Origin of the sequence: Spiroplasma endosymbiont of Melieria omissa (assembly GCF_964031175.1) — a bacterium.
In the GTDB taxonomy this organism is placed as follows: Bacteria; Bacillota_I; Bacilli_A; order Mycoplasmatales; family VBWQ01; genus Spiroplasma_E; species Spiroplasma_E ixodetis_A.
The window spans coordinates 510,259-532,581 of the sequence record NZ_OZ035012.1; the positions used below are offsets into that span (position 1 = coordinate 510,259).

Annotated in this window: 33 protein-coding genes and 1 pseudogene; 10 read left to right on the plus strand and 24 right to left on the minus strand. The window is 22.9% G+C overall.

All coding sequences use genetic code 4. The features are described 5' to 3' along the window. The first annotated feature begins 32 nt into the window (after positions 1–32). Entirely contained in the window at positions 33–863 is an 831-nt protein-coding gene (locus ACQH26_RS03395) for a hypothetical protein (RefSeq protein WP_425382849.1), read from the plus strand. 179 nt (positions 864–1,042) lie between these two features. Here ACQH26_RS03395 and ACQH26_RS03400 read toward each other — a convergent pair. Beyond that, a protein-coding gene (locus ACQH26_RS03400) for an IS5 family transposase (RefSeq protein ID WP_425382012.1) occupies positions 1,043–1,832 on the minus strand; the annotation gives its coding sequence in 2 pieces (ribosomal slippage) (positions 1,043–1,570 and positions 1,572–1,832; 789 coding nt in all). A gap of 678 nt (positions 1,833–2,510) precedes the next feature. Here ACQH26_RS03400 and ACQH26_RS03405 point away from each other — a divergent pair. Then, positions 2,511–3,631 (plus strand): IS3 family transposase gene (locus tag ACQH26_RS03405; RefSeq protein ID WP_425382817.1). Its coding sequence is split into 2 segments (ribosomal slippage): positions 2,511–2,781 and positions 2,781–3,631, totalling 1,122 coding nucleotides; the frame shifts between segments, so codons are not numbered across the junction. A 2-nt stretch (positions 3,632–3,633) separates the two neighbouring features. On the opposite strand, the gene ACQH26_RS03410 is transcribed toward ACQH26_RS03405, so the two are convergent. The 11 genes from ACQH26_RS03410 to ACQH26_RS03460 form a co-directional block, all read right to left on the minus strand. Then, positions 3,634–4,131 (minus strand): hypothetical protein, encoded by a 498-nt coding sequence (locus ACQH26_RS03410; RefSeq protein WP_425382850.1) that lies wholly within the window; start codon positions 4,129–4,131, stop codon positions 3,634–3,636. Next, on the minus strand, positions 4,112–4,600 hold the full coding sequence (locus ACQH26_RS03415) for a hypothetical protein (RefSeq protein ID WP_425382851.1): 489 nt from the start codon (positions 4,598–4,600) through the stop codon (positions 4,112–4,114). The genes ACQH26_RS03410 and ACQH26_RS03415 overlap by 20 nt, the downstream gene beginning before the upstream one ends. Beyond that, complete coding sequence (locus ACQH26_RS03420) at positions 4,566–4,757, minus strand: hypothetical protein (RefSeq protein ID WP_425382852.1); 192 nt, start codon at positions 4,755–4,757, stop codon at positions 4,566–4,568. Before ACQH26_RS03420 ends, ACQH26_RS03415 begins: the two co-directional genes overlap by 35 nt. Before the next feature lie 12 nt (positions 4,758–4,769). Next, positions 4,770–5,890 (minus strand): IS3 family transposase gene (locus ACQH26_RS03425; RefSeq protein ID WP_425382853.1). Its coding sequence is split into 2 segments (ribosomal slippage): positions 4,770–5,620 and positions 5,620–5,890, totalling 1,122 coding nucleotides; the frame shifts between segments, so codons are not numbered across the junction. 39 nt (positions 5,891–5,929) lie between these two features. Further along, positions 5,930–7,609, minus strand: coding sequence for a hypothetical protein (locus tag ACQH26_RS03430; RefSeq protein ID WP_425382854.1), 1,680 nt, complete (start codon positions 7,607–7,609; stop codon positions 5,930–5,932). Then, positions 7,539–8,900: a hypothetical protein gene (locus ACQH26_RS03435; RefSeq protein WP_425382855.1), complete on the minus strand. Its 1,362-nt coding sequence runs from the start codon at positions 8,898–8,900 to the stop codon at positions 7,539–7,541. The genes ACQH26_RS03430 and ACQH26_RS03435 overlap by 71 nt, the downstream gene beginning before the upstream one ends. Positions 8,901–8,911: 11 nt before the next feature. Beyond that, on the minus strand, positions 8,912–9,814 hold the full coding sequence (locus tag ACQH26_RS03440; protein WP_425382856.1) for a hypothetical protein: 903 nt from the start codon (positions 9,812–9,814) through the stop codon (positions 8,912–8,914). Positions 9,815–9,863: 49 nt separating this feature from the next. Next, on the minus strand, positions 9,864–10,373 hold the full coding sequence (locus ACQH26_RS03445; RefSeq protein ID WP_425382857.1) for a hypothetical protein: 510 nt from the start codon (positions 10,371–10,373) through the stop codon (positions 9,864–9,866). Between the two features lie 4 nt (positions 10,374–10,377). Further along, entirely contained in the window at positions 10,378–10,842 is a 465-nt protein-coding gene (locus ACQH26_RS03450; protein WP_425382858.1) for a hypothetical protein, read from the minus strand. Beyond that, positions 10,805–11,293, minus strand: coding sequence for an IS630 family transposase (locus ACQH26_RS03455; protein ID WP_425381862.1), 489 nt, complete (start codon positions 11,291–11,293; stop codon positions 10,805–10,807). The genes ACQH26_RS03450 and ACQH26_RS03455 overlap by 38 nt, the downstream gene beginning before the upstream one ends. A gap of 185 nt (positions 11,294–11,478) precedes the next feature. Continuing rightward, on the minus strand, positions 11,479–12,093 hold the full coding sequence (locus ACQH26_RS03460; RefSeq protein WP_425382859.1) for a hypothetical protein: 615 nt from the start codon (positions 12,091–12,093) through the stop codon (positions 11,479–11,481). Positions 12,094–12,423: 330 nt separating this feature from the next. On the opposite strand from ACQH26_RS03460, the gene ACQH26_RS03465 reads away from it, so the two are divergent. The 4 genes from ACQH26_RS03465 (at position 12,424) to ACQH26_RS03480 (ending at position 14,284) form a co-directional block, all read left to right on the plus strand. Next, the gene (locus ACQH26_RS03465; protein ID WP_425381870.1) at positions 12,424–12,633 is read left to right on the plus strand and encodes a hypothetical protein; all 210 of its coding nucleotides are present in this window, start codon (positions 12,424–12,426) and stop codon (positions 12,631–12,633) included. Positions 12,634–12,746: 113 nt separating this feature from the next. Next, positions 12,747–13,106, plus strand: coding sequence for a helix-turn-helix domain-containing protein (locus ACQH26_RS03470; protein WP_425381863.1), 360 nt, complete (start codon positions 12,747–12,749; stop codon positions 13,104–13,106). 40 nt (positions 13,107–13,146) lie between these two features. Beyond that, positions 13,147–13,635: an IS630 family transposase gene (locus ACQH26_RS03475; protein ID WP_425382860.1), complete on the plus strand. Its 489-nt coding sequence runs from the start codon at positions 13,147–13,149 to the stop codon at positions 13,633–13,635. A 154-nt stretch (positions 13,636–13,789) separates the two neighbouring features. Further along, on the plus strand, positions 13,790–14,284 hold the full coding sequence (locus ACQH26_RS03480; protein ID WP_425381872.1) for a transposase family protein: 495 nt from the start codon (positions 13,790–13,792) through the stop codon (positions 14,282–14,284). Positions 14,285–14,383: 99 nt separating this feature from the next. Here the strand turns inward: ACQH26_RS03480 and ACQH26_RS03485 are convergent, their stop codons facing one another. From ACQH26_RS03485 to ACQH26_RS03515, 7 genes are all read right to left on the minus strand, one after another. Continuing rightward, positions 14,384–14,734, minus strand: coding sequence for a hypothetical protein (locus tag ACQH26_RS03485; protein ID WP_425381913.1), 351 nt, complete (start codon positions 14,732–14,734; stop codon positions 14,384–14,386). A gap of 2 nt (positions 14,735–14,736) precedes the next feature. Further along, positions 14,737–15,219: a hypothetical protein gene (locus tag ACQH26_RS03490; RefSeq protein ID WP_425381914.1), complete on the minus strand. Its 483-nt coding sequence runs from the start codon at positions 15,217–15,219 to the stop codon at positions 14,737–14,739. Between the two features lie 8 nt (positions 15,220–15,227). After that, positions 15,228–15,953 carry a hypothetical protein gene (locus ACQH26_RS03495; protein ID WP_425382861.1) on the minus strand — a complete coding sequence of 242 codons (726 nt, stop codon included), beginning with the start codon at positions 15,951–15,953 and terminating at the stop codon, positions 15,228–15,230. Beyond that, positions 15,922–16,410 (minus strand): IS630 family transposase, encoded by a 489-nt coding sequence (locus ACQH26_RS03500; RefSeq protein ID WP_425382862.1) that lies wholly within the window; start codon positions 16,408–16,410, stop codon positions 15,922–15,924. The genes ACQH26_RS03495 and ACQH26_RS03500 overlap by 32 nt, the downstream gene beginning before the upstream one ends. 40 nt (positions 16,411–16,450) lie before the next feature. Further along, positions 16,451–16,810, minus strand: a complete 360-nt coding sequence (locus tag ACQH26_RS03505) for a helix-turn-helix domain-containing protein (protein WP_425381863.1) — start codon at positions 16,808–16,810, stop codon at positions 16,451–16,453. 109 nt (positions 16,811–16,919) lie between these two features. Next, positions 16,920–17,153: a hypothetical protein gene (locus tag ACQH26_RS03510; protein WP_425382863.1), complete on the minus strand. Its 234-nt coding sequence runs from the start codon at positions 17,151–17,153 to the stop codon at positions 16,920–16,922. Then, positions 17,153–17,473 carry a hypothetical protein gene (locus tag ACQH26_RS03515; protein WP_425381916.1) on the minus strand — a complete coding sequence of 107 codons (321 nt, stop codon included), beginning with the start codon at positions 17,471–17,473 and terminating at the stop codon, positions 17,153–17,155. Before ACQH26_RS03515 ends, ACQH26_RS03510 begins: the two co-directional genes overlap by 1 nt. Positions 17,474–17,689: 216 nt before the next feature. On the opposite strand from ACQH26_RS03515, the gene ACQH26_RS03520 reads away from it, so the two are divergent. The 4 genes from ACQH26_RS03520 to ACQH26_RS03535 all read left to right on the plus strand — a co-directional run bounded on the left by ACQH26_RS03520 (position 17,690) and on the right by ACQH26_RS03535 (position 20,261). Continuing rightward, positions 17,690–18,049 (plus strand): helix-turn-helix domain-containing protein, encoded by a 360-nt coding sequence (locus ACQH26_RS03520; protein WP_425382087.1) that lies wholly within the window; start codon positions 17,690–17,692, stop codon positions 18,047–18,049. 40 nt (positions 18,050–18,089) lie between these two features. After that, positions 18,090–18,578: an IS630 family transposase gene (locus ACQH26_RS03525; protein ID WP_425381862.1), complete on the plus strand. Its 489-nt coding sequence runs from the start codon at positions 18,090–18,092 to the stop codon at positions 18,576–18,578. An 84-nt stretch (positions 18,579–18,662) separates the two neighbouring features. Then, positions 18,663–18,941 carry a transposase gene (locus ACQH26_RS03530; RefSeq protein WP_425382864.1) on the plus strand — a complete coding sequence of 93 codons (279 nt, stop codon included), beginning with the start codon at positions 18,663–18,665 and terminating at the stop codon, positions 18,939–18,941. A 99-nt stretch (positions 18,942–19,040) separates the two neighbouring features. Then, complete coding sequence (locus ACQH26_RS03535; RefSeq protein ID WP_425383071.1) at positions 19,041–20,261, plus strand: IS256 family transposase; 1,221 nt, start codon at positions 19,041–19,043, stop codon at positions 20,259–20,261. Positions 20,262–20,303: 42 nt separating this feature from the next. Here ACQH26_RS03535 and ACQH26_RS03540 read toward each other — a convergent pair. The 5 genes and pseudogenes from ACQH26_RS03540 to ACQH26_RS03560 all read right to left on the minus strand — a co-directional run. Then, a pseudogene (locus ACQH26_RS03540) lies at positions 20,304–20,636 on the minus strand (transposase); the annotation flags it as partial. Positions 20,637–20,999: 363 nt separating this feature from the next. Beyond that, a complete protein-coding gene (locus tag ACQH26_RS03545) occupies positions 21,000–21,494 on the minus strand; it encodes a transposase family protein (RefSeq protein WP_425381872.1) in 495 nt (164 codons plus the stop codon). A gap of 4 nt (positions 21,495–21,498) precedes the next feature. After that, positions 21,499–21,846 carry a transposase family protein gene (locus ACQH26_RS03550; protein ID WP_425381897.1) on the minus strand — a complete coding sequence of 116 codons (348 nt, stop codon included), beginning with the start codon at positions 21,844–21,846 and terminating at the stop codon, positions 21,499–21,501. A 60-nt stretch (positions 21,847–21,906) separates the two neighbouring features. Continuing rightward, entirely contained in the window at positions 21,907–22,164 is a 258-nt protein-coding gene (locus tag ACQH26_RS03555) for a hypothetical protein (protein WP_425382865.1), read from the minus strand. A gap of 26 nt (positions 22,165–22,190) precedes the next feature. Then, entirely contained in the window at positions 22,191–22,322 is a 132-nt protein-coding gene (locus ACQH26_RS03560; protein ID WP_425382866.1) for a hypothetical protein, read from the minus strand. Position 22,323: the final 1 nt, after the last annotated feature.

Below are 22,323 nucleotides of genomic sequence, written 5' to 3' on the forward strand. Positions count from 1 at the left end.
TTTTATCTTAAAACAAAAGAGGTATTATAAAAATGAATGATATTATTAAAATTGCTAATGAAATAGCAAATAGTACTAATAATGCAACAAATTTTACTAATATACAAAATGCTACAACTTGAAAAAGTCCTACACAAGAACAAGAAGATAAAATTAATGAAATTCATCAACAATTTTTACAAGCACAAGAATGAGGGAATAAATTAAATCAAGAAGTAGAAACAAATAAACATAAACATAGAAATAGAGCAAAAAGAGGAATTCCTACTGAAAATATTATTAATTATCAAATGTTTGTATTTGATTCTAGTAGATTACTTTTTGCTTTTTCAAAAGATTTATGAAACAGAATAAGTAAAATTTATTATGAAAATGAAGATAGTAGAGCTACATTTGTTCAAAAAGTAAATACAATGATTTATGAAAGAGAAGTATGACAAGACCCAAGAGCAAATAATAATGATTCACATCGAGTACTTTTTGAAGTTATATGAAATAAATTTGATGAATTAAATTCACAAATAACTTCTTCATCAAAACCTTATTTTAGAGTTACTACAAGTCATACAAAAAATTATTATAGATTTACAGAAATGGATACTCCAGGCGAAAGAGAAGAAGGTTTTTTTAAAGGTGGCATTGGTGCAGATATATGTAATGGTGTTAAAACTATTGTTAGTGTTGATTCAAAATTGAGAACAAAAATTCAAGGTTCAACTATTGAAGTTCTAGAGAATGGAGAACCAGTTACTGGAATAAAAAAAGGAGAAGGAAAAATAATAGCAACACTTGCTAATGAAGTTAAAGAAGTTTGAGATAATTATGATGGTAATAAACAAGGTTTCTTGAATAAATTTTGTTAAGTTATTAAATCAAAAAAATGTTTTTATTATAAATAATAAAACAAGTTTATAATTAAAATTTAAAAGTATAAACAAAAAAAGTTACCTTATTGGTAACTTTTTAATTAGGTGCTAACCTAACAATTACATAAATTTGAGAACTTTTTTTATTTCATATACTTACTTATGTAAGAACCTGTTTAGAATCTTTTTAATAAAACTGAAATAAAGGAAAGAACAACCATTTGTAAACTAGTATTTAGTTTTCTTTCACAATTTTTTCATAATCTTCTGTATTTTTCTAATCAAGCAAAGCTTCGTTCTACAATTCATCTTTTTGGTAATACTACAAAAGTATGTAGTTCATTGCGTTTTATAATTTCAACATTTGCATTTATGATTGTTTTGATTTCAGAAGCAAATTTTTCACCAGTATAACCAGCATCTACTATTATTTTTTGAACTGCAGAAAGATTTTCTTTTTCATTTTCAATCATTATTATAGCGCTATTACGATCTGTTTTTTCTGCTGTGGTTATGTAAATTGCATGTGGTAAACCTTGAGAATCAACAATAATATGACGCTTTATTCCTGAAATCTTTTTACCAGCATCATAACCTTTATTTTCAGTAGTATCTGTATTTTTAACACTTTGCGAATCAATTATACAAAAACTAGTTTGTTCTTTGCGATTATTGTTGATACGAACTTTTTTAACCAATTTTTTTTAAAATTAATTGCCATACACTAGCTTCTTTACCGTTATTTTTACTTCAAATTTGAAAATAATAATATACAGTTTGTCATTTTGGAAAATTTTTTGGTAGCATTCTTCATTGACAACCACTTTTTAATACATATAAAATTGCACAAAATACTTCATATAAATCTAAACTTCTTGGTTTTGTTTTCTTTTTGCTATTTTCTAAAATTGATTTTATGTTCTCAAATTGTTCTTTGGTGACATGACTTGGATAATTTTTATGCATAATATATACCTCTGATTTTAAAATATATAATCATTTTACATTATTTTCGAAAAGATTCTAAACAGGTTCTAAGTAATATAATTATACATTATTTAAGATTGTGGGGAAATGTTATTTTCAAATAGTGAATGCTGCAATTAAAAGAGCAACAGTTATCATTAAAACTACTATAGATATTATAGTAATAGAAATTAGAAAAAATTTATTATTATAAACTTTATCAGTAAATTTTTCTTTTTCAATTTCATGAGTTATAACATTTTTTTGTATCCATAATTTACTCCTTAATGATTTATATTATTAAATTTAACTTACTAATATAATACCATATTTATCTTGCATTTAGTACTATTTTATATATATTTGATTTAAGACTATTAATGTATAATTGAGCATATGCTTTATTATCTTCTCCAATTTTTTCTCTAATATATCACATATCTTCAATTTTTCCTAAGGTTGCTTGTAAATAAAAATTTCATTTAAATTCTTTATTATCAACTATGCAAAAACCTAATAATTTATTATTTTCATATTTTATATTTCAACCACCAACATTACCGTTATCAGTTATAGTAAACTTATAACCATTTAAAATATAATGGATGGGTTACACTTTATTGGACACTAATTACGTAGACAAGTGAACAAATTAGTTGAAAGAAAGGAACTATAATTATGGCCAATATTAATTCATATACCGATGAATTTAAAAAACAAATAGTAGCTTTATATCAAAGCGGCAAATCAGTATCTTACCTTGCTAAAGAATATAATGTTACAAGAGCAGCTACTTATAATTGAATTAAGCAATTTACTAATTCAGGTAGTTTTAAAGCTAAAGATAATCGTTCTGTTGAAGAAAATGAATTAATTAAATTAAGAAAAGAATTAAAACAATTACGAATGGAAAATGATATTTTAAAGCAAGCAGCACTAATAATAGGCAGAAAATAGAAATTATTACAAACAATAAGTTTAAATATAAAATTCGCACAATGTGTCATTTTTTAAAAATTTCTAAATCAACATATTATTTTAATTTAAAGAAAAAAGAAAATAAAATTCAAAATAATATTTATGATGAAGCTATTATTAGTGCTTTTAAAGAAAATAAATGTGTTTATGGAACAAGAAGATTAAAAGTAATATTAGAAAACCAAGAAATTTATTTATCAAGACGAAAAATTAAAGAAATTATGAATAAGCATAATTTAATATCAAAATACACTAAATTATCATTCAAAAATCATAATAACAAAGTAAATGATGAAAAAATCACTAATCTTGTGAATAGAAACTTTAATAATAGGCTTAAAAATGAAGTTATTGTCAGTGATTTAACTTATGTTCAAGTTAATAGTAAATGAAACTATATTTGCTTATTAATTGACCTATTTAACCGCGAAATTATTGGACATAGTGTAGGTACTAGAAAAGATGCCTTATTAGTACATCAAGCATTTATGCAATCAAATCGCTGTTTAAAAGATATTCAAATATTTCATAGTGATTGTGGTAATGAATTTAATAATAAAATTATTGATAAACTTTTACTAGCATTCAATATTACTCGCTCTTTAAGCAAAAAAGGTTGTCCTTATGACAATGCTGTTGCTGAAGCAACTTTTAAAACTTTCAAAACTGAATTTATTAATGATAAAAATTTTAGATCATTAATCCAATTAAAATTAGAATTATTTGATTACATCAATTGATACAACAACATAAGAATCCACAGCACTTTAAACTACTTAACTCCAGTTAATTATCAAAAACAAATGTCTACCAAAAAATAGTCCTAAAAAGTGTTGCCATTCCAATAATCGTTATCTGTATAACCATAAGCAGATGATATACCACTTTCGCTTTCTAAATGCACTAGTTGTTTTCCTTGTGTATTTGGACTTCAACCAGCAATAAATAAACCATTTGTTGGTGGATATTCTTGAAAAATTAAATCTTTTAATAAAATTTCTTTAAAACCATCATATTTTTTTGGATTAGTGAAATCTTCTGTTGTAGAAAAATCAGTATATCAATTTCCGCCTATACCTGTAATAGAATTATTATGTATTTCTTTTTTGGTTTCGATATCATAATCATAATATATAGTTATACTTTTATAATAGCGTTGTAAGTCATTAAAAGTATTAATTAATAATGTTGGGTCTAATAATGATTTTAAGTTAACTTCATAATTTGCTAATTTGTTAGGATTATTTTTTAATCACTCATGAGTATTATTAATTGTTTTAGAGCCATTATCAATTGTTAAATTAATATCATTTGCTGTCATTTCTAATTTTAAATCTGGAATAATAATTATTGATTTTGCTATATTTTGTGGACTTGGTGGTAATAATTTTTGCTGGATATGAAAATGTAGTTTCTTCAGTTTCACTATATTCATCATGATTTAATTTATATAAAGTTGTTCAATCAAACATATTAGTAGATAATGAACCAATATTATTATATCTAACTTGTGCAACTGATATTTCATTATAATCACCTTGATAAGTAAATGGATTATCACTATAAAATGTATGTCTTTCTTCACCTTGATGTAAACTTTGTGTAACAATTGTATCAATAATATAAGCATAATTTGAACCATCAATAACTCCAGTACTTGTAGGATTTCATTGACAATCTTTATCTTTATTTGTAAATGGTGAAGCAATATCTAAAAATTCAGTATCTTCTGCTAAAATATAAACTTTGGATGGGTTACACTTTATTATTTTTCTTTTGTGATAAATCAACTGTACTTATTTGTTCTTTTACACTTAATTTCTTACCAGTAGTAGGGTCTCATGGATAAACACTAACTCTATCACTTAATTTCATAGTCATAGCAGTTGTTGAAACATTTGCACCTAATAATTTACCAATAGTAAAATCATTATCATGGAATGGCAATACTTTTTAGGACTATTTTTTGGTAGACATTTGTTTTTGATAATTAACTGGAGTTAAGTAGTTTAAAGTGCTGTGGATTCTTATGTTGTTGTATCAATTGATGTAATCAAATAATTCTAATTTTAATTGGATTAATGATCTAAAATTTTTATCATTAATAAATTCAGTTTTGAAAGTTTTAAAAGTTGCTTCAGCAACAGCATTGTCATAAGGACAACCTTTTTTGCTTAAAGAGCGAGTAATATTGAATGCTAGTAAAAGTTTATCAATAATTTTATTATTAAATTCATTACCACAATCACTATGAAATATTTGAATATCTTTTAAACAGCGATTTGATTGCATAAATGCTTGATGTACTAATAAGGCATCTTTTCTAGTACCTACACTATGTCCAATAATTTCGCGGTTAAATAGGTCAATTAATAAGCAAATATAGTTTCATTTACCATTAACTTGAACATAAGTTAAATCACTGACAATAACTTCATTTTTAAGCCTATTATTAAAGTTTCTATTCACAAGATTAGTGATTTTTTCATCATTTACTTTGTTATTATGATTTTTGAATGATAATTTAGTGTATTTTGATATTAAATTATGCTTATTCATAATTTCTTTAATTTTTCGTCTTGATAAATAAATTTCTTGGTTTTCTAATATTACTTTTAATCTTCTTGTTCCATAAACATATTTATTTTCTTTAAAAGCACTAATAATAGCTTCATCATAAATATTATTTTGAATTTTATTTTCTTTTTTCTTTAAATTAAAATAATATGTTGATTTAGAAATTTTTAAAAAATGACACATTGTGCGAATTTTATATTTAAACTTATTGTTTGTAATAATTTCTATTTTCTGCCTATTATTAGTGCTGCTTGCTTTAAAATATCATTTTCCATTCTTAATTGTTTTAATTCTTTTCTTAATTTAATTAATTCATTTTCTTCAACAGAACGATTATCTTTAGCTTTAAAACTACCTGAATTAGTAAATTGCTTAATTCAATTATAAGTAGCTGCTCTTGTAACATTATATTCTTTAGCAAGGTAAGATACTGATTTGCCGCTTTGATATAAAGCTACTATTTGTTTTTTAAATTCATCGGTATATGAATTAATATTGGCCATAATTATAGTTCCTTTCTTTCAACTAATTTGTTCACTTGTCTACGTAATTAGTGTCCAATAAAGTGTAACCCATCCAATCTTTGTAAATGCATTTAAAGGAATTAAACCACCATTACCAATAATACTTTCTAAATTACTTGTAAAAAATGCACTCATAAAACCATTAAAATATAACATTTTTTTATATTGTTGAGCATTTTGAGTAATAACTCAACTACTTCAAATACCTAATGTTAAAGCATTTAATAATTTACCAATTAAAGGAATATCACTTAAAGCAAATGGTAATCATTGATTTGAATCATAAGGCATTTGTATTAAAGGACTAAATACTACACTATTAAAATTTAATATTGCTGACATATATTTTTGTGTTATTTTACTATAATCAACAGTTGGACTTCCTATAATTAAATGAGTATCTGGGTCTTTATATTTAAAATTACTACTCATATCTACATTATAATTACCTGTTAAATTATTTATATTTCATTCACTATCTCAAAAGAATTTTGCTTCTCCAATTGCTGTACCATTACTTTTAGTTGCTTTATCTTTATCAAATGCTAACATACCTTTAAAATCTTTTGTTACAAATAAATTATCTTGAAAATTTAATGAAGTTTTTAATCATTCTGTAAAATTTTTAAAATTAGTAAATCCAGTTGGTTTTGCATCCATTATATTATAAAATGTTGTTTCTGGATGACTACTTGTTGTTATTTTATCATTTATACCAGCAAGTAAACCACCATTATTTTTAATATCTGTTGTAGAATTGTCATTATTACCAGCAATAAATAATCTTCTTGAAGCAAATACTTTACTTTCAAATATTTCTTCATTATTTTGTTGAATAGGTTCTTGACCTTGAATTATTGGTCTTCCATAATAATAACAACTTGATAATAATTCTAATCCATAACTTTGTCTATGACTATATCTTACTCCTATATCTTTCATTAAAGTACGATTTAATGTTACTTTTCCTTGTTGAATAGTAGGAAAAGCATAACCACTACCCGGGCTTGCATATTGTACAAAATCAAGTGTATTTTGACCACTTGCAACTACTCTATCATTTAAACTACTAAAAGTTAATACTTGCATACTAAATGCACCATTATAAGGACTATAATAATTTGTTGTTACATTTGAAATATATAATAATTGTCTATCTTGATTTTTAGCACTATTACCACCAATATTTTCATTTTCATCATTAAATACAACAAAAAATTGTAAATAATCATCAATTGTAATATGTTCTTCAAACATAACTAAAGTATATTGTCTTTTAGTTTGTACTGTTTTAAAAATTTGATTATTTGGTAAATTACTAAAATCAACACCACTTGTATCATCAATTAAATAAGCATTTCAATAATCACCAATTTTATATTGTTTAGTATAAAATTCATCTTGACCAGTAGTTTTATGAGTATTTGGGTCAATTTTACCTTTATTTTTTTGATATATTTTTGTACTATTTTTTCAAATACATACAACTGGAGTATTACCAGTTAATATTAATTCATATTGTCCAAAATCACTTATTTTACTATTAATTGGTTTATAACCAGTTTCAGTTAAAGGTATAGCACCATTATTTATAATAAATGGAAATATTTTTCAATAACTACATCTTTTAATTAGTAATTGTTGTCTTTTTAATTGAAGATGTAGATGTTTCATTAATTGAATTTGTTGATGTATCATTTTCATTTTCTCCTAATAATTTTATTGTTTGTTTATCTTCATCAATTATTTCTTTATAATGTTTTTTTGCTTGTTGTTTTGTTACTTCATCTAATTCACTAATTGCATTTTTATATGAAATTGTTTTATCTGCTAATCTTTGACTAATCATTTCTTGTTTTAATAATTGGTCAGTCATAGCAATAGGTAAAAATTTAAAACTATAAGGTCTATCACCTTTACCATTTCATAAATTTTCATGAATTAATAACATATCAAAAAATCTATAAAAATAATATGAATAATGACTTATTTTAGTTTCTGTTGTTTCCATATCATTTTTATTATTAAATAATGATTTAGTTTTATTTTCATAATTTACACCAGAAAATTCATGATAATCATAACCAGCACCATTTCATATATCTTTACCTAAATCATCTTTATCTAAAATATAATTACTAGCTTTAAAATCACCTTGTATAACTTCCATACCACCAGCACCAGATTTATTATATCCAGCAGTACCAACATTAACTACAATATTTTTTTTAGGATTATCAATTATTTTTCCATGTTCAATCATATTTTTAACAGTTTCATTATCAAATGCACCAAATAAAGTTGTAACATTTAATTCTCTATCAACATTTCTTTGAGTATAAGATTTATGATAATATTCAATTAAATTTCATACTGGATAAGTATCTGGATATGCATTTAAAGTTGTTGAATTACCATAAAAATTAACCATTGGTAAATTTGTTATTTCTAATATTGGTAAATAATTTCAAGGATTTTTAATTTCATAACTATATTTTGGTATTAAATTAGGTTTTAATTTTGTATGTGCTGTTCCTAAAATAATTTCTTTTTCATTTTTATTATCATTTTTATAAGTTTCAAATCTTATTTTTCCATTTTCAGCAATTACTCAAGTTAAAGTTGCACTATCTGCTTGTTCATTTATAAAAAAGAATTCTGCTGCTTGTTCTTCTTCATTATATTTAGCAACTCTTCCAGCAAAACTATTAGGTAATACTTTTAAACTTGTACTATTATCTTTATAAATAATAGGCATTATATATACTTTTCCAAGTAAACTTTCTTGAATTCCAAATTTATATAATTTTTCAAATCATTTATCACTAATAATTTTATTAGTAAAATATTTTAAAATAGTTTCTTTTTCACTATCAAATAATAAACCTTTACCTAATCATAATTTAGTTGATTTTTGAGCAATTCTCATAGGAATATCACTATATCATTCTCTTTTATTACAAGAAAGATATTCTAATGGATTATTCATTTTTATCACTCCTAAAATTTATTTTTATTAATTAATAATTCATTATCAATATTATTAATTAATCATTTCATTTTATGCATTGAAGCATACATTCTTGCGTCTCAACAATTATCATATAAATCAAGCATTTGTGGTTCATTATTTGAATTTTCTAATTTAGATTTTGATAATCATTGCATTTTTGATAATTCTTCATGTGTATTAGGACATTTTTTTCAATTAATACTTAATATACCTTTAATCATACAAATAGTATCTCAATCAATTCTATCTCTTAAATACATTGTAGTTTTATCTACTGGAGTAAAATTTAATCAATTTATTTTTCTTTTTTCTACTTCTTTTTTTAAAATATCAATAACTGCTAATCCACAACTACCATAATCAACATAACAAGTAAAACCAAATTTCATTGCTTGAAATTTAATACTTTCATCTAAATAATAATCAATAATATTATTTGCTAATTCATAAGTATCTTTAAATTTCATTATTGCATTACTATGATAAAATTCACTTTCTTGATGTATTCTTCTAGTTTTTTCATTTTCACCAATAAAACATAAAACAGCAACAGTAGGATGTGCTTGTGAACTTGTAGCAAAACCTAAATCTAAACCACCAACTATTTCATTAACATTAAAATCTAATTCAGTTTTAAGTTTATCTAAATATCTAGCAAATATAGAACCAGTTAAAACACTTGGTACACCATAATATCAACTTTGTGCTTTAATAGGGTCAAGTATTTTTAATTCTTCTAAATCATTAATTTTATCTTGTTTTAAATTATGTTGATTTAATTTTCAATTTGAATAATGAAATAATTTAAAAATATTATTATCAAATACTGATTTAATTTGTTCATTATTTTCTTTCATTAAATCTAAATTAAAAGGTACAATTTTATTCATATATTCAATAAAATATTGATAAATATTATCTGGATTACAACTTCTAATTTTAATAGTTTTTTTTAGCATTACCTAATGCAAATGTTATTGCTTGAAATTCTTGTTGACTAAATTCATTTGCTTCTTCACATCATTCAATTGCTAAATCAAATCCTTTTATTTCACTACGAGAAAGTCCTTTAAGTGGCATTCTATCATTTGAATTACTATATACACCCATAATTCTAATAAATGATTTACTACTCTTAAAACGAAAATCTGCTTGTTTATTTGGATATTTTAAAGTAAAATCTTTATAATCAAAACCAATATTAATTAATGCTTCATCAATTTCTTTTGTTAATTCATTAATATCTTTATTTAATTTTCTAAAGCAATATATAGCAATAGATTTATTAACTTTAATTGAAATTGCTATTAATATTGCTAATTCTTCTGCAATACTATATGTTTTACTTGAATATCTACTTCCACTTAAATTATATTCACTATGAGTAAAATCACTTTTATTTAATAATCAATAACTAATTTCATGCAAATAAGTAAATTCTTTATTCATAATATTATTCCTGTAATTCTTCTAATTTTAAAAGTTGACCATATCTTGTAGGGTCACTAACAACAGCAATGGTATCATTTTGCATTTGTAAAGAAATTATTATTCTCTCATTAACTTTATCTCAATATAATGTTTGAACATCAGTATTCAACTCACCGTATAAAAATTCTTTAGACATAAAAGCAAATTTCTTATTACTTGATTGACTTTCAAAATTATAATAAATTTTATATTTAGTATTTGATTTAAAATTATATTTAATATGATTTATATTAACTTTTGTTCCTACTTCTTTTCATTGTGGAATATTTGGAATTGGTTGTGGTTGTTTTTTAAATATTTCATTAATAGCACCAGCAATAGTTTTATTAGTAGTTTCTAAAGTAGGGATTTCAGTACCAATAGTATTGATAGCAAAAGCATATTTATAGCTAACTAAAGTAATGTTTACTCATATCTTGAAAAACAAAATCAATCGCTTTTTTAATATTTGGTCAATAATTTGGTAATATTTTTCTTATATTATGTTTTATAGCAAATCAAAAATGTTCAATTGGATTTAAATTAGGAGAATATGGCGGAAGAAATAATAGTTTGCATCCAGCATTTTCAATTAATTGTTGTGTTAATTTAGATTTATGAAACGTTGCATTATCTAAAACTATAATTTGTCCACGCTTTAATACTGGAATTAGTTTATTTTTAACATATGATTCAAAAATTTTACTATTGCAATGTCCTTCAAATGCTCATAAGGCTTTTAATTTACCTTTATTTAGTGAACCAATTATACTCATTCTCTTTATTTTATATGCGGGTTTATTATCAAATAATCTTTTACCTTTTTCAGATCAACCATATTTATAAAATTCATTATCATCAATTCCAGATTCATCAATATATACTAAATCTTCATTCATTATTTTAGCTATTTCTTTTAAAAAATCTTCTTGTTTATTTTTATCTTCGTAAGTCTTCACTGTATGGTTTTGGCATAATTTAATCTTCCTAATCTATTTTAATTATTGCTGAATTGTACTTTTAAATTCAAAAACTGTTTAAATTACATATTATTATTTTACATTATTTATGAGTAAATATTACTTTAGTTAGCTATAAATTGGTCTTTATCCATTTTATTGTCTAATTTTTTATCTACTTCTTCTTTTTTATAATAATCAGTTAAATCAGTAGAACCACCAGTAGCACTAATTTTATTATTTTCATCAATCTTAATATTTTCACCAGCAATTAATTTATCTTGTTTTTTATCAACATATTCTTTATTAGTTGCATCACTTAAAAATGTAGGTGTACCAACATCAATAATTCTTTTACCATTAACATCAATTCCTTTATCATCTTTTGGTTTAATAAAATTAGGATTTTCCTTATTCACTTCTCATAATGAATGACTATCACTTGATTTAATACCAGTAGTATCAATTCATACTTCAGTTCCAATTAAATTTTTAGGATGTTTAAGATATATTTTTACTCTTGTATCATTTGTTTTAAAATTTATTAATTCTAAATATCTTGTAAAAGGACTATCTTCACCACAATTACTATAAAAATTACTAAAAAAATCATTTCTTTTAGGTAAAACATCTAAATTAAAACCAGTAATATTTGGATATTCTTTAATTTTTCTTAAACAATTAAATACTTCTGGAACAATAAAATAAGGGTCAGTAGGATTAGTTTCACTATAAGTCATACCACCTTGACTAATACTTGATTGACCACGAATATAATTACTATCTTTTGTTAATAAAAATCTAACATAATGTGCAGTTGCAGTTTGTATTTCATCAGTAAATTCTGTTAATGTAGTTTCTGGTCATTTTTTTGAAATAGAATGTCCACTTAAATAATCAATATTATTACTTGCAACTGAAATAGCAAATCAAATTTCATTATCTGGTGTTGTAGTATCATCAAATTCTAATTTATTAAAACCTTTTCAATAGACTTACTGCATAACTAGTTAACTTTTCATTTTTTTGTTATTATTAAAATAAAATTTGAATAGTTAAGGATAAATTTTATGACATATTTTGAATTAAAAGATAAACCGGATCAATATTTTCGTAAAATAGTTGGTATTAATAAACTAGTTTTTAATGAAATTTTAAATATTTTATTAGATCATCAAAATCTAAAAAATACCACTGGTGGAAGGCCATATAAAATGTCAATAGAAGATAGACTAGTAATGACTTTAAGATATTTATATGAAAATCGTACATATAGCTAACTAAAGTAATATTTACTCATAAATAATGTAAAATAATAATATGTAATTTAAACAGTTTTTGAATTTAAAAGTACAATTCAGCAATAATTAAAATAGATTAGGAAGATTAAATTATGCCAAAACCATACAGTGAAGACTTACGAAGAAAAGTAATAGAAGCTTATGAAAGTAAAAATATGAAAATTAAAGAAATTTGTAAAGTGTTCAATATCACTAGAAAGACTTTATTTTTATGAAGAAAAAGAAAAAAAGAAACTGGGCATATAAAACCAATTTTGAATTATCAAAAAGGACATAGCCACAAAATAAAGGATTTAGATGAATTAAAAAATTATTTAGCAGAAAATAAAGATGTTACAGTTCAAAAAGTAATTGATAAATTTGGAAATATGACTAAAGAAACAGTTTATAACTATTTTAAAAAACTAAATTATACATATAAAAAAAACTTTTCTATATGAACAAAGAGATAAAAATAAACAAGAAGATTTTTTAAAAGAAATAGCTAAAATAATGAATGAAGATTTAGTATATATTGATGAATCTGGAATTGATGATAATGAATTTTATAAATATGGTTGATCTGAAAAAGGTAAAAGATTATTTGATAATAAACCCGCATATAAAATAAAGAGAATGAGTATAATTGGTTCACTAAATAAAGGTAAATTAAAAGCCTTATGAGCATTTAAAGGACATTGCAATAGTAAAATTTTTGAATCATATGTTAAAAATAAACTAATTCCAGTATTAAAGCGTGGACAAATTATAGTTTTAGATAATGCAACGTTTCATAAATCTAAATTAACACAACAATTAATTGAAAATGCTGGATGCAAACTATTATTTCTTCCGCCATATTCTCCTAATTTAAATCCAATTGAACATTTTTGATTTGCTATAAAACATAATATAAGAAAAATATTACCAAATTATTGACCAAATATTAAAAAAGCGATTGATTTTGTTTTTCAAGATATGAGTAAACATTACTTTAGTTAGCTATATCATAGTATTGGTGCTGAGTATGATATGGTTGATACTACTGCTTTACGAAATATTCGTTCAATTGAAGACATTTTAATAAATAATAATAAGTTTAATAATTTAACAAATAAAAATATTTTTTTAAAAAGAAGAATTCAAAAATAAAATTTTGATAATTGATGTAACAGAAGTAGAAACAGAACGACCAAAATATAATCAAAAAGATTGATTTTCTGGCAAAAAATGAATGCATACTGTTAAGTTTCAAACCATAATTAATGCACATACTAATGAAATTTTAAATATTTTTCCTGATACTGGTAAAAATCATGATTTTAAAACTTTTAAAAATTCAAAGTTAGAATTTTTGTCAGAAACTGTAATTCTTGCAGATAAAGGTTATCAAGGTTTACAAAAAATTCATAGTAATACATTTTTACCCATTAAAACTAGTAAAAATAATCCTAAAACAAGTAAAATTAAAATTTTTAATAAGATTATTAATAAAACTCGCAGAAAAATTGAACATGTTTTTGCATTTTTAAAATGTTTTAAAATTATTGGTTATAAATTTAGAAAAGGTAGAAAACGAATATTTTTAAGATTTAATTTAATTGCAGGATTTTATAATTTATCATTAAAACTTAAAAACGTTATGCAGTAAGTCTAATTTTTAAATTCTTCAATTGTAATAAACATTAATGGGTCTTTAATAGCCATAATAATTTACTCCTTAATGTAAAATAAAGGGTATTTAAACCCTTTAAATTTCAACTTTAGTTGCTTTTTTCTTATCTTTTTCTGATAATTCTTTACGTTTTGCTCTTTTACTAATAATAGTATTTTTAAATACTTCATCTTTTTCATTATCATTATTAAAACTATCAAGTAATTTTGCAACTGATGTAGTTTCTAATTGTAATTGTGAATTTATTTGTTTAATATTTTCAATAATAAATTGAATTTCTTTATCTCTTTTTAATTCTTTTGAAATTTTATTTTGTTTTGATTTTTTAATAAATTTAGATAAGAAAAGTAAAACAATAGTAACTATAATTCCAGTAGTTATTGCTCCACTTAATACTGCTGTTATTAATTCTTTTGATAAATTCATGTTTATTCCACCTTTTCTATTTTTTTTATTTTTCTTATTTCTTTTTCTATTTTTGGTAAATATCAAATAATAATTAATATTATTATTGGTATTATTTTAATTATTAAATTTAATATAAATTTAATTCTTGGGGGTGCTTTATTTGGTATATGATGTAATCCAAATCCACCAATACTAGGTATAATCGTTAATCAAATAGCATTACCTCAATTATATTTTCAATCTACATTTTCCATACCTAATTTAGTAAATTCTAAATATTTAGGTAATATTATTGTTTGTGGTAATGTACTTCATAAAGTAATAATTAAAGATATTAATATAAATGATAATAAATTAATTGAATCTAATTGTTTTTTTCTTAATTTTTGAATATCATTTAATAAACTAAAATCATATATTTTTCTATCTTTAATATAATCTCTTCTACCACGAGTAAAAGGAATTAAATAACTAGTTTTTCACTCTGGTTTTTGAATTTCCATTCAATCACCTACTTTCATGTTTTATAAAAATTAGAATTTCTTTTAATTTTTATATATTTTCTTGTATGTAAAGAATTTTTTAATAATTGTTTTCTTTCATATCTTCATTGATTACTTCCTATTTCATTTTTAGATAAAGTTTTATATTCTTTTAATTTAAAAAAACCTTTTTCTAATCTATTAATAAAATGCATAGTTTTTTGTACATTAATATTATTTGGATAAATTACACTTGTATCTTTTGAACCATAATATTTACCTTTTTTTGCTAATTCACTTTTAACATATTTTCTTAATTGACTTGGTAATCATTTTCTATTTCAAAATTTTCAAAATATAGTTCCAGCATCAGAACCATTTTTACCTTTTGCTTGTGTCATTAATATTCATATTTCTTGTGGAAATGTTGGATAAGTATATGGACCATATCATATTTGTCTTTTATCATTATCACTTTGAAATAATGTTGTTAATGTTCCAATTTTTAAATTTTTATTATCAACAATAAATCTTCCTTTTTTAAATCATGAACTTGATAATACTTCTCATGCATTATTTGGTATTTCTTCTTCATTTTCTTTAAATAAATTATCAAATTTATTTACATAATTTTTAACTGTTCTAATTTCTGTTGGCATAATAGATTTTTTAAAACTATTTATTGGATTTTTAAATTTATTAATTTCATTTTGTAATATATAGCTAACTAAAGTAATCTTTACTCATATCTTCAAAAACAAAATCAATCGCTTTTTTAATATTTGGTCAATAATTTGGTAATATTTTTCTTATATTATGTTTTATAGCAAATCAAAAATGTTCAATTGGATTTAAATTAGGAGAATATGGCGGAAGAAATAATAGTTTGCATCCAGCATTTTCAATTAATTGTTGTGTTAATTTAGATTTATGAAACGTTGCATTATCTAAAACTATAATTTGTCCACGCTTTAATACTGGAATTAGTTTATTTTTAACATATGATTCAAAAATTTTACTATTGCAATGTCCTTCAAATGCTCATAAGGCTTTTAATTTACCTTTATTTAGTGAACCAATTATACTCATTCTCTTTATTTTATATGCGGGTTTATTATCAAATAATCTTTTACCTTTTTCAGATCAACCATATTTATAAAATTCATTATCATCAATTCCAGATTCATCAATATATACTAAATCTTCATTCATTATTTTAGCTATTTCTTTTAAAAAATCTTCTTGTTTATTTTTATCTCTTTGTTCATATAGAAAAGTTTTTTTTATATGTATAATTTAGTTTTTTAAAATAGTTATAAACTGTTTCTTTAGTCATATTTCCAAATTTATCAATTACTTTTTGAACTGTAACATCTTTATTTTCTGCTAAATAATTTTTTAATTCATCTAAATCCTTTATTTTGTGGCTATGTCCTTTTTGATAATTCAAAATTGGTTTTATATGCCCAGTTTCTTTTTTTCTTTTTCTTCATAAAAATAAAGTCTTTCTAGTGATATTGAACACTTTACAAATTTCTTTAATTTTCATATTTTTACTTTCATAAGCTTCTATTACTTTTCTTCGTAAGTCTTCACTGTATGGTTTTGGCATAATTTAATCTTCCTAATCTATTTTAATTATTGCTGAATTGTACTTTTAAATTCAAAAACTGTTTAAATTACATATTATTATTTTACATTATTTATGAGTAAATATTACTTTAGTTAGCTATAGATAATTCACTTGGTTTTAATATACTTGTTAATTTTTTAAGTATATTTGGATTAAAAACACTATATGGTTGATGTATTTCTTTTTCATTAATATTTTCACTATCAAATACTGCTTTTAATGATTGATTTTTATAATAAGTTTTTAAAGCATTTATTAATGCTAATTTAATATCATTACTTGCTAATGCATAATATATTCATTCAATAATTAAAGGTAACATTATAAACTCATGTGATTATAATCTCAATTTAATGAAGCATTATCATGATTTAATGGTACTTCGCTCATATTATCACTACCATATTGACTAATTGTTTCACTATTAATAGTAAATCTATTATCATTAATTAATCTTGCAGTTTCATTTGTAAATGAAGTTTCTTCCATTTCTTGATTATGATGTGTAGTTTCTAATGGTAGTAAATTATGAATTATTTCACTTGCACCAGCAATTATGGTAGGTACTGCATAAGCATTATTAAAATCATTATTAATACCCATAGCAACACCACTTGATATTAAACATCCACCAGTTGCCATATTACAAATCTTTCTTATTGTTTCAAATCTATTAGGTATTAACTCAGTTAAACCACTAATAAGATTTGAAATACCATAAGCATTTAAACTAATATATAGCTAACTAAAGTAATATTTACTCATAAATAATGTAAAATAATAATATGTAATTTAAACAGTTTTTGAATTTAAAAGTACAATTCAGCAATAATTAAAATAGATTAGGAAGATTAAATTATGCCAAAACCATACAGTGAAGACTTACGAAGAAAAGTAATAAAAGCTTATGAAAGTAAAAATATGAAAATTAAAGAAATTTGTAAAGTGTTCAATATCACTAGAAAGACTTTATTTTTATGAAGAAAAAGAAAAAAAGAAACTGGGCATATAAAACCAATTTTGAATTATCAAAAAGGACATAGCCACAAAATAAAGGATTTAGATGAATTAAAAAATTATTTAGCAGAAAATAAAGATGTTACAGTTCAAAAAGTAATTGATAAATTTGGAAATATGACTAAAGAAACAGTTTATAACTATTTTAAAAAACTAAATTATACATATAAAAAAAACTTTTCTATATGAACAAAGAGATAAAAATAAACAAGAAGATTTTTTAAAAGAAATAGCTAAAATAATGAATGAAGATTTAGTATATATTGATGAATCTGGAATTGATGATAATGAATTTTATAAATATGGTTGATCTGAAAAAGGTAAAAGATTATTTGATAATAAACCCGCATATAAAATAAAGAGAATGAGTATAATTGGTTCACTAAATAAAGGTAAATTAAAAGCCTTATGAGCATTTGAAGGACATTGCAATAGTAAAATTTTTGAATCATATGTTAAAAATAAACTAATTCCAGTATTAAAGCGTGGACAAATTATAGTTTTAGATAATGCAACGTTTCATAAATCTAAATTAACACAACAATTAATTGAAAATGCTGGATGCAAACTATTATTTCTTCCGCCATATTCTCCTAATTTAAATCCAATTGAACATTTTTGATTTGCTATAAAACATAATATAAGAAAAATATTACCAAATTATTGACCAAATATTAAAAAAGCGATTGATTTTGTTTTTCAAGATATGAGTAAACATTACTTTAGTTAGCTATACATATAAAAAAAAACTTTTCTATATGAACAAAGAGATAAAAATAAACAAGAAGATTTTTTAAAAGAAATAGCTAAAATAATGAATGAAGATTTAGTATATATTGATGAATCTGGAATTGATGATAATGAATTTTATAAATATGGTTGATCTGAAAAAGGTAAAAGATTATTTGATAATAAACCCGCATATAAAATAAAGAGAATGAGTATAATTGGTTCACTAAATAAAGGTAAATTAAAAGCCTTATGAGCATTTGAAGGACATTGCAATAGTAAAATTTTTGAATCATATGTTAAAAATAAACTAATTCCAGTATTAAAGCGTGGACAAATTATAGTTTTTAGAGGTAATGTTTAGTAATCTGTGTAACTTACAAAAATAACTATGTTTAATTAATTCTAGTAAATATAATTAAATGACTAGAAAGAGTGAGTTACAGATGGCTAAAAACAAAGTATTAATAATAATGATCCAATATCAAAAGCAGTAGATTTATTACTAGAAAATACTGAAGATTTAACAACAGTATTTAAAGAAGGAGGATTATATAAAGAATTAACAAAAAGATTAGTAGAAAAGATGTTAAATTCTGAAATGCAAAATTATTTAGGGTATGAAAAAAATCAACATAGTAATAGTGAAAATGCTCGTAATGGTATAAGTTCAAAAAAATTAATAACTCAACAAGGTAAAATTGAAATTAATGTACCAAGAGATCGTAATAGTGATTTTACTCCTGTAATAGTTGCAAAAAGACAGAGAAGATTTGATGGCTTTGATCAACAAGTTCTTTCACTATATGCCAAAGGAATGACTTTATCAGATATTAGAATGCAGTTGCAAGAGTTATATCATGGTGCAGATATTAGTGAAAGTGTTATTAGTCAAATTACTGATGATGTGATAGATGATGTCAAGGCGTGGCAAAATCGACCATTAGAAAGTATTTATTCTATTGTTTATTTTGATTGTATAGTAGTTAAAGTACGGCAAGATAAACGCATTATTAACAAATCAGTTTATATAGCATTAGGAGTGGATTTAGAAGGCAAAAAAGATGTTTTAGGTTTATGAATTAGTGAAAATGAAGGTTCTAAATTTTGACTAGCTAATTTTACAGAAATGAAAAATCGAGGCTTAAATGATATTTTGATTGCTTGTAGTGATAATTTAACAGGCATGTCAGAAGCAATACAAGCAGTTTATCCTAAAACTGAACATCAATTATGCATAGTTCATCAAATTAGAAATAGTTTAAAATATGTTTCATACAAACATCGAAAAACCTTAGTTGCAGATTTAAAACCAATTTATAGTGCATGTAGTGAAGAACAAGCAATGCAAGCTTTAGAATCATTTGAAAGTAAATGAAATAAACAATATCCGCAAATTACTAAATCTTGATATAAAAATTGAGATAATTTAATGGTTTTTATTAGTTATCCACCAGAAATTAAAAGAGTGATTTATACTACAAATGCTATTGAATCTGTTAATAGTCAATTACGAAAAGTTATCAGAAATAAAAAAGTTTTTCCTAATGATATGGCAGTTTTCAAAATATTTTACTTAGCAATTGAAAATATAACAAAAAAATGAACAATGCCCATTCAAAATTGAAATACAGCAATTGCTCATTTTATGATAAAATTTGAAGATAGAATTAATCTGAACTAGTAACTTTGTAAAACAAAGATACACAGATTACATAAAAGCCTCATCAAATCTTCTCTGTCTTTTTGCAACTATTACAGGAGTAAAATCACTATTACGATCTCTTGGTACATTAATTTCAATTTTACCTTGTTGAGTTATTAATTTTTTTGAACTTATACCATTACGAGCATTTTCACTATTACTATGTTGATTTTTTTCATACCCTAAATAATTTTGCATTTCAGAATTTAACATCTTTTCTACTAATCTTTTTGTTAATTCTTTATATAATCCTCCTTCTTTAAATACTGTTGTTAAATCTTCAGTATTTTCTAGTAATAAATCTACTGCTTTTGATATTGGATCATTATTATTAATACTTTGTTTTTTAGCCATCTGTAACTCACTCTTTCTAGTCATTTAATTATATTTACTAGAATTAATTAAACATAGTTATTTTTGTAAGTTACACAGATTACTAAACATTACCTTCAGAAAACTCTAAACGATGGTGCACATTCATCACATTTAAACAATTCTGCTATTTGGTCTGCTTCTTCTTTTGTCATAAACACTCACTCCTTTTTTGGTATGTGCCTTTATTTGGCTCATATTTGCTGTTTTTAGTGATGTTTTAATTTTAATTACTATCAATATTGTCTAAAAGCATTTGTGTTTGTTTATCGTTTAAAGAATTGATTTTATTAGTATTCTCTTTGCTATAATTATCAGTATGTGTTTTTAATTTTTTAATTAGACTTACTGCATAACGTTTTTAAGTTTTAATGATAAATTATAAAATCCTGCAATTAAATTAAATCTTAAAAATATTCGTTTTCTACCTTTTCTAAATTTATAACCAATAATTTTAAAACATTTTAAAAATGCAAAAACATGTTCAATTTTTCTGCGAGTTTTATTAATAATCTTATTAAAAATTTTAATTTTACTTGTTTTAGGATTATTTTTACTAGTTTTAATGGGTAAAAATGTATTACTATGAATTTTTTGTAAACCTTGATAACCTTTATCTGCAAGAATTACAGTTTCTGACAAAAATTCTAACTTTGAATTTTTAAAAGTTTTAAAATCATGATTTTTACCAGTATCAGGAAAAATATTTAAAATTTCATTAGTATGTGCATTAATTATGGTTTGAAACTTAACAGTATGCATTCATTTTTTGCCAGAAAATCAATCTTTTTGATTATATTTTGGTCGTTCTGTTTCTACTTCTGTTACATCAATTATCAAAATTTTATTTTTGAATTCTTCTTTTTAAAAAAATATTTTTATTTGTTAAATTATTAAACTTATTATTATTTATTAAAATGTCTTCAATTGAACGAATATTTCGTAAAGCAGTAGTATCAACCATATCATACTCAGCACCAATACTATGATATGTACGATTTTCATATAAATATCTTAAAGTCATTACTAGTCTATCTTCTATTGACATTTTATATGGCCTTCCACCAGTGGTATTTTTTAGATTTTGATGATCTAATAAAATATTTAAAATTTCATTAAAAACTAGTTTATTAATACCAACTATTTTACGAAAATATTGATCCGGTTTATCTTTTAATTCAAAATATGTCATAAAATTTATCCTTAACTATTCAAATTTTATTTTAATAATAACAAAAAAATGAAAAGTTAACTAGTTATGCAGTAAGTCTATTCAAGTAAATTCATAATTTTGAACTTTATTCCCTTTTTTATTTTTTTTATAAATAACATTAATATTTGTTATTTCATTTATTGCTTTTTCAATCGTATATTTTTCAAATAGTTTTCTATGAAATTTGCCATTATAGACATAATCATCAATAGACAAATTAAATAATTCTTTTAATTCTTTGGTTGTTATATATCTTTGATTGATTTTTTTATTTTCATCAGTTCAAGAACAAAACATTTTATATAAAGTTAAACTTGGATGGGTTACACTTTATTGTTTAATTGATTTGATTTAAAACCATGATTTACAACATTACTAATAAATACTGGTTTTAAATTACTTGCACTTGTACCTACTAATACACTAAGAGTTATTGTAGTTAGTAATTTTTTCATA